Genomic DNA, 8,111 nt, shown 5'->3' with positions numbered 1-8,111 from the left:
TTCATTGAAAAAGTCTAAATACCTTTTCTCTTTTTGTCCAGCAATTAGATTATCAATACATTGTAGTTGTAATGTATTGATAATGAAAACTTTATATTTATGATTTGCCGCTCGTAATTCAGTATTCAGAGTTGAATTTTCATAAACCATAAGCTAAAGAAAAATTAGCGTTTTTTATGAAACTATAAATACCTTTTGTTTAATGCCTACGGCATACAGCCCGAAGCCAAGTACTTAATCAGATTTATAATCGATTGTGTTAAAGTGAAAAGTGTGGTTTTTTGAGCAAAAGCCGATATCTATCTAAGTTTTTTGAAAAACAAGGATTACAGAAGTACCCTCATTCCTCTTACTTTTAATATGTATATCTCCTCTAAGTTTTTGTATGAGTTCATAACTCAGCGTTAACCCTAGCCCTGAACCTTTTTCGTTGTTGGTTCCAGATTTGGGATTAGGGTATTCAAAAATATGTTCTAGTTGCAGTTCATCGATACCTACTCCGTTATCCTGAATCACAATATGTGTTTCTTGCTCGAAAACTTCAGAATAGATGGTGATTTTTCCACCTCTAGAAGTAAATTTTATGGCATTGCTAATGATATTTCGTAAGATGATTTGCAGATAGTTTTCATCCCCGATAATTGATACATTATCTAATTGATTATCTATCTTAAGGTTTTTTTCTTTGAGGCTCTCCTGAAGCTGTATAACTATTTCCTTCACAATTGAATTCACAGCAATATTGCTTTTTTTGGGGGCATAATTTTTAATTTGTGATTCTGCCCAATTCAAAACATTCTCAAGTATTAGCTGTACTCCCCCTAAATTATACCTCAATTTTTTGAGATAACCTGGTGAAATACTATAGTCGTCATCTAGTAAATAAAGAAAGTTAACCAAGTTGTTGATGGGTCTTCTCAAATCATGTCCAATAATAATAAAAAGTTTGTCTTTGGTAGCGTTCACTTTTCTGAGTTGAAGGGTTTGCTCTTCAATTATTTTATTTTGTGATGCCAATAGGTCGCGGGTACGCTTAATTCTACATAAGGCAGCAATTGCAACTAGAAGGTACAGCAATAAAATACCAAGAATTACAAAAAACAAAACATTGATTTTCTGCTCATGTTCAAGTTGCTTTTGTTTTAAGTTAAGTTCAAAATCTAGATTTACCTGTGCGATTTGGTTTTGTTTTTCTATACCTAAAAGGGAATCCTTCACAATTTGGTACTTGTCAGAGTAATACATCGCTTTTTGAAACTTACCCATCTCAGAATTAAGTTTACTCAAATAATACAGAGTTCTATATTCATAGTTCTTGTCCTGTCTTATTTGATAGCAAACGAGCGCTTTTTTCAGATTTTTCTCGGCGTCACTGTATTTTTTTAGGCATAATGACGAGATACCCAAAATGTAGTAATTTTGATAATTATTCTGATCTACATTATCCAGTTTTAACTTAAAATTGATTGATTTGTGTGCATAGTCTATTGCCTCCTTGTATTTTTTTTCGGTCATGAAGCCAAGCCCAATATTACTTAGATTTTCCTTAATGGCTGCAGAGTCTTTCGCATGCTTGGCTTTATCCAATGCTTTATTAAAATAATAACGGCTTTTTTTTCCATTAGAATTACTCAGCATTCCTTTAAACTGGAAGTAGTAGAGACTATCAGTATAACGGGACAAATATTGCTGTGATTTATCAAGGTAAAAGGAGCTTTTTTCCAAATTGTTTAGTGAAAAATAGATAGAGCTTAAAGCAGTGTAGTTAATAAATGAGAGATGTTTCAAATACGTAGAATCTGGATTTTTGCTTAACTCTAAAGAAGCCAAGAGTTTTTGTTCATTTTCCAAAAAATATTTAATGCCTTCTACATACTTTCCTTTTCTTGTTGCCAGACTACCAAGTGAAAATAGAGCGGGTTGTTCTAATAAAATTCTTTTATTGCTATTTGTATGCTTTGCTATATCAAGTATCTTCCTATAACTTTTTTCTGCCGCCAAAAAATTTGAATGAAACAAATAGTAGTTACCCAAGACCAAAAAAAACTTACCTCTTTGAAGGTGGTAAGGATAAGCGCGGGTAGCTATATCTGTTTTTCTGAGGTAATACCTAGTACTGTCCTCGTTATTTGTGATGAATGATGAAAAAACTCGTATTTCTTTCTCTATTTTTTTTTCATCAAACTTTCTATATTTTTCCTCTATCAACTCCTGATCACTTCGAAGTAGGAAAGCAATCACAATACTTGTGAGAAAGAAATACAAATGAAAACTTTTCATAATTCGAATAATAGCGGTATTAATTACAATGGGTTAATTATCCATCTTGCACTAAGTTTCTTTAGTTAGGTAGCCATTATTTCATGCTCAAAGTCTTTTTGGTAACTTCGACCAATCGGAATGCTGGTATTAAATAATTCTATCTGTGTTGATGTCCTAGAAATTATATGCTGTTTGTTTACGGCATAAGTTTTATGACAACGCACAAACCTCTTATCAAGTTCTTCCAGTAATTTAGATATACTTTTAAGAAGTGCTAATTTTTTTTCATGCGTGTAGATATAAGTATAATTACCATCGGACTCTAAGTATAGAATATCTTTTAAATATAACTTTACATGTTTGTTATTATGCGTTTTAACAAAGATAAACGATTCTTCAAGGCCTGGTAGATTTTTGGTAAGTAATAACCTTTCAATGGCCGCAATAAATGTCACAGGTTGGAACGGCTTAACCATATAAATAACGTTTTCGACCAACTCTACCTCTCGATAAAGCGACAAACTATTGGAAGAGGTTACTACAATGATAGGAATCGAAAAATGTTGAATTTTTCTCAGAAAATCAAGGCCTGTTAAATTTCCTTCTAAAAAAATATCACAGATTATTAAATCTGGACGGTTATGCTCAAGATAAACCAAGGCCTCTTCTGCTAGGCTTACACTATGCAAATCAATAATTTCTAATTTGCTAAGCACCAGACTAATCCACATGTCAAATGCCTCATCATCTTCAATAATTAATATTTTTTTATTACTCAATTTCGTTTTCATGGTAGTTGAAAAATAATAGATTGTTAGGACAAGAAGGCCTATTGATAAATCTACTGCCTTCGAATGACAACCTGCCGATTACATTTAACATCCTGTTCTGAATAATACACAAAATTGTATTTTTGATAGAATAGGAAGTCTTCTGCAAAAAACAAACTTTTGACGATAAACTAAAATTTCAAATGATTTTTGTGAAATAGTACGTGTATTAGCTCTGTTATCTAAGCCTTAAGTATTATAGCTGAATCGATAATGAGATTTTTACATTCGCAATTTGATTACCAGACATTGTTACTCTGCCAAGATTAAGATTACATATAAACACCATTATTACCTTTACTCGTTATGCCTAGTAATACGATTTATGAGGAATAACTTCTAGTTGGGTATTGATAATTAGGTGCTTAGAGAGATTAGAGGAGCAAATTACCTCTTTTGTATTTTGTTAGAATCCCTCAGTTTCGTAGTACATTCAATAACTTATCTATTACAAACGAATAGCTTCTCTGTTACTTTTTGAAATGATTTACAAAAGAATTAACATAAAATTCTATAACAATAAGTGACCTTATTAATTATTAGCCGTTAGATTGGAAGATATGTTTGCTTTGAATAGGATTTATGGTTTAATTAAGTACGAGGTAATGACTTTAATGTTTTGATAGTTAGTGTATTACAAATTTAATAAATTCTTGTGTTTTACTAAAGTAATAAAGGGTAATCTGTTGAATATATACTCTTTGAATGTTTGAAAGTACCAATTCTTCGTAAAAATGTTCAGTAAATTGCTTGCGCTTGTCTCTGTGGATCGGGTATTTACAAATACTAACGGTACTACCTAAGTTTTCAAAAAAGAGCCTAGGTAATTAACTCAACGTTTTATAACGATAATTGTTCACGCAAATGAATTTTTATTTGTTTGGATTGCAGTTCGTCATCGTTTTTATGTTATTCGTCACTTTATGAGTTCTATTTTTTAGGAAAAAACCTTTTTAAAAAAGAATTTTGAATCATAAAAAGTTCAAAAATGCTTCCCGCCACGAAGTATATTTGATAATTCTATTTGGGTAACCTTCGCAAAGTTATGAGGAGGGAGTTTGATATAGTCCCCTCCACCAAATGGAGCTTTTTTATTTAGTAATACTACATGGCAGTTTTGTATTATTATTAGATAGGCTTTGAGCTGTAGGCATTAGGAGAATAGGTTTTTCTATTCAATTAGAAGTGCTTTCTACTTTTGGCCTACGGCAAAAGCTTAATACAAGTTCGATTAAACTTGTTTCGTATACGTCTCAGTGTATCTGTGAATCGTACAAGTTTAAATTGACTTTGTTGAGAACACAAAAATTAAAAAGGATAAGTAGCATATTTAAACAAGATGAGAATCTACCTACTTAGTTGGATATACCGTAGAGATAAATGATTGTAAATTTGAAATTTTTTAAAAATGAAACTTAAAAAACTGTATCTGTTATCCTTGTTATTATTAGTTTTTGGTTGTAAAACCTCCATTGAAGATGACGAAATAGAAATTACGCTTGAATTTCCAACTGGTCTGAAAAAGAGCTCAGAGTCTGCCCATGAAGCCACTTCAGAGGCTGATATTGATGAAGATTATATCGATGATTTACCTACAAGTTTTTCATTGACTACACCGCCAATTATTAGCCAAGGCGAAACGAGTAAGTGTGTAGCTTTTTCGAGTGCTTATTATATCTTAGGCATGTATAATGGCGTCAAAACCAAAGATTACAACAGATTGCCTAGTCCAGAGTTTATTTATGTGGCTTACAAACAAGCCAATGAAGATAATAATTGCAACGACGGATGTTATTTGTTTAGCGACGACTCGAAAGGTATTATCGGCGTTGCAGATTTGTTGAAAACAACAGGGACGACTACTTGGAACCAAATGCCTTTTGTAGATAGTCCTACCTGTAGTATTATTACTGCCACACATGTTACTCAAGCTTCGGCAAACAAAGTGGCTGGCTACTATCGTTTGGGAGAAGATGAGTATAATGATGTACAAGAGCTAAAAGCATGGCTTTATGCAGGCTTCCCAATTTGGTTTGGAGTAGAAATCGATCAGGGTTTTATGAATCTTAAAGCTGGTAAAATTTGGTCAAAAGCGAGTGGTAAAAGCGAGGGTGCTCATGCGATGACGCTTGTGGGTTATGATGATACTAAGAAGGCTTTTAAAATAGCTAATTCTTGGGGTACCGATTGGGCTGATGCTGGATACGGCTGGGTTGATTATGATTATTTCGTAAAACTGCTAGGAAAAGAGGCGGATGCTGAAATCGGAATACTTGTTCCTAATAATACTCAACGACCTAATATGGGTAAGGTTAGTCCGGGTGCTTGTGAGAATGCCTCTTGGGGAGATTTAGTGATCAATAACCAAAGAAATCAAGAAATTGCTGTTGAAATGTATGGGGCCTCTTATACCAATGACGATACAGATAATATTGATCCCTCAGAACCACAATTATTTATGGGTATTCCTAAAGGCGCACTTAAAGTTAAGATATTGACAGCTGACAAGTCGACTTTAATTAGAGAATATACTATTAACATTTCGTCATGTAGTACATTCGAACTAAGCGTGAATTAAATAAGTACGCAAAAGCGTTCATGCAGTAGGCTTTAGGCATTAAGCTAAATAAAGAGTTTTATATGCCATTATAAAACCCTTTTGCCTAATGCCTACTGCTCAAAGCCTAAAGCCAAGTGTTCGAGTAAGTGGGCAAAATAAGATTTAAGTTATGTGTATTAGGCACAAAGAAAAGAGTGTTCAAATGTTTTTTCCGAATGCCCCAAACTGAGAGCCAAATGCTCAAATAGTAAATCTTATTTTGCTTATTAATTTAACGACTACTTAATGGTATTCCATTGATTTATGGAGCGCCTATGGTAGGGTTATGATTCAGAATTTTATCAGATATTGATTTCAGTACACTCGACTCTAAATCCGTCACTATGAAATGAGATAATTTTAAATTTCCTGTGCGAATTGAGTCTGGTTAATTAACTAAGAATTAATAGTTCATCTTTTAGTAGACATTATTAGTATTTAAGTCTCGAAAATACGCCAAAAGATTCTCAGAAAATTGAAATAGGTATTTCTCAAATGTGTTTTCCTTACTTCTAAAATATTTAAAATTTCAGTATAAACCGCTAATGATTTAATACTATTCAAGTCTTGATTTGCGAGAAATCAATTGTTAGACGCCTATTCATTTTTTTGCTTTCTACTCCCTAGTACTTTATTGAGTTATTAATTGATAACTAAAACGAAGCTATTGATGGTATACAGTTATTGGAATACACTCAAGGTCTGACGGATGTTATCAATTTTTTGCAGGAATCTATAATGAACATAATCTTTCCTGTGACTTACAAAAAAACTGAAAGCGATTTTGATAATCTTTATAAAAAGAGTGAGAATTGATGGAAATGTGTTTTTGAACTTTCATAGTTTTCTATACTCTAACGTATACAGTTGTAGGTTTGTCATCAAATAGAGTATTTTATCACCTAACTTCAAGTGTTTTTTTAGCTTTTTTTTTCATTCAAGCAATCATCTTGATGCTCTGATTTATCGAGAAAGTTCTACAATTCTCATAAATATTTGCCAAAAGTTTTGCTTAATTCTCGTGCAGATTTAGCTAGCCAAAGCTTTTGACGAAAGTATTTCGAAGATAAGATTTTCAATTGCCAACTTGCACCGATGTGGTAGTTTGTCACCCCTGATTGTTCATTATCATTTTTTTTCGATACCCCACGTATTTACCTCAAGTATTAATAATGTGATTAATCTAAGAAACATACTAAAGCTATGCAAAATAAAAATAGAGTGAAGCAGCCTATCAAAACTTTAATTGTATCTGGTGATGATATCCTAGCTAAAAATGTAGTGTCACTTTTGGATGAGGAGTTTTATAGATGTGTTGGAGTGGTAAAAGAAATAATACATTTATATTCCTATTTGGAATTAGAACAACTTGATTTGATTATCATTGAAGTTAAAACGATTGATATTTCTGTAATTGAAGTATTAGCCAATGAAGATTTTTTAGAAATTCCTTTGCTGATTATTGCAGAAACGATTGATAACTCTATCCACGACTTGGTAGTTAAGCATCCTAAAAGCTTACTTTTGAGTACTCCAATTCATGAGTACTCATTTAAGTCTTTACTCAACCTTCTCATAAATGCTTATCCTCCAAAACTTACTCGGTATGTTGAAGTATTTAATCGGAATCAACAAACTATAAAAATCCCATTTGAAGAGATTTTATTTATACATGCTGATGGAAATTATACATTCATTAACACTACAAACCATAAAGTTTTTGTAAGAAAAAAGACCTTAAAGAAATTCAAAGAGGAGTTAGATACGATGTTTATTCAAATCAATAAGTCACAAATTATCAACACTTCTTTTATCAAGCGTGTAGAGTTAGGGAGAGGGGTGTTAGTCCTTGATAATAAGGAGATTAAAATAGGGAGAGCCTTTAGGTTTGAGTTGAAAGAGTTTTTACAAAAGTCATAATTACTGATTACACAACACTAAAATAATTTTGCGTGTATGATGCCATGTACTTGGAGTTTAGAGGGAAACAAATAGACTTTTTTAAAAGAACACTTGGACAAAATGTATTTCTCAGTTTATCTGACTTTTCCATTACCTAACTGAGTATTTATACTTGATTATGAGTTGTGAATGTAAAATATTAACAACCAACGCTTTGTACTTACAACTATTTTAGCTCGATTCGAACACTTATTTTTCCCTCTTTGGGCTTTTTTCATTTGTGTAATAACAGTAATTGTACAAAATACCGTAAAGCTGGCTTTTGGCATTGGGCATTCAGCAAAATTTTTCATTGGTTCTTTAGAAACCTATTTGCCTAATGCCTTTGGCTTGTAACCTAGGGCAGAGAACTTAAATCTAATTTAGCCTGTACAACTTGTACGTATTTTATCACCATCAAATGCTGTTAATCCTTTCTTCAAAGGAACTTTACTATAGCTTGGATTAATATTTGATAT

The 8,111-nt window shown here is 32.3% G+C and carries 4 protein-coding genes; 2 read left to right on the top strand and 2 right to left on the bottom strand.

Going from position 1 to position 8,111, the window contains the following annotated elements:
- Positions 1-303: 303 nt before the first annotated feature.
- Both ACOVQ4_RS14810 and ACOVQ4_RS14805 read right to left on the bottom strand, forming a co-directional pair.
- Positions 304-2,280, bottom strand: a complete 1,977-nt coding sequence (locus ACOVQ4_RS14810) for a tetratricopeptide repeat-containing sensor histidine kinase (RefSeq protein WP_421821404.1) — start codon at positions 2,278-2,280, stop codon at positions 304-306.
- A gap of 65 nt (positions 2,281-2,345) precedes the next feature.
- Positions 2,346-3,053: a LytR/AlgR family response regulator transcription factor gene (locus ACOVQ4_RS14805; protein ID WP_421821403.1), complete on the bottom strand. Its 708-nt coding sequence runs from the start codon at positions 3,051-3,053 to the stop codon at positions 2,346-2,348.
- 1,447 nt (positions 3,054-4,500) lie between these two features.
- Here ACOVQ4_RS14805 and ACOVQ4_RS14800 point away from each other — a divergent pair.
- Together ACOVQ4_RS14800 and ACOVQ4_RS14795 are read left to right on the top strand one after the other, a co-directional pair.
- The gene (locus ACOVQ4_RS14800; protein ID WP_421821402.1) at positions 4,501-5,670 is read left to right on the top strand and encodes a C1 family peptidase; all 1,170 of its coding nucleotides are present in this window, start codon (positions 4,501-4,503) and stop codon (positions 5,668-5,670) included.
- 1,224 nt (positions 5,671-6,894) lie between these two features.
- The gene (locus tag ACOVQ4_RS14795) at positions 6,895-7,611 is read left to right on the top strand and encodes a LytR/AlgR family response regulator transcription factor (protein ID WP_421821401.1); all 717 of its coding nucleotides are present in this window, start codon (positions 6,895-6,897) and stop codon (positions 7,609-7,611) included.
- Positions 7,612-8,111: the final 500 nt, after the last annotated feature.

Origin of the sequence: Flectobacillus sp. (genome assembly GCF_049240685.1) — a bacterium.
GTDB lineage: Bacteria > Bacteroidota > Bacteroidia > Cytophagales > Spirosomataceae > Flectobacillus.
The sequence above is the reverse complement of the archived record's forward strand: the minus strand, read 5'-3'. Positions and strand labels throughout refer to the sequence as shown.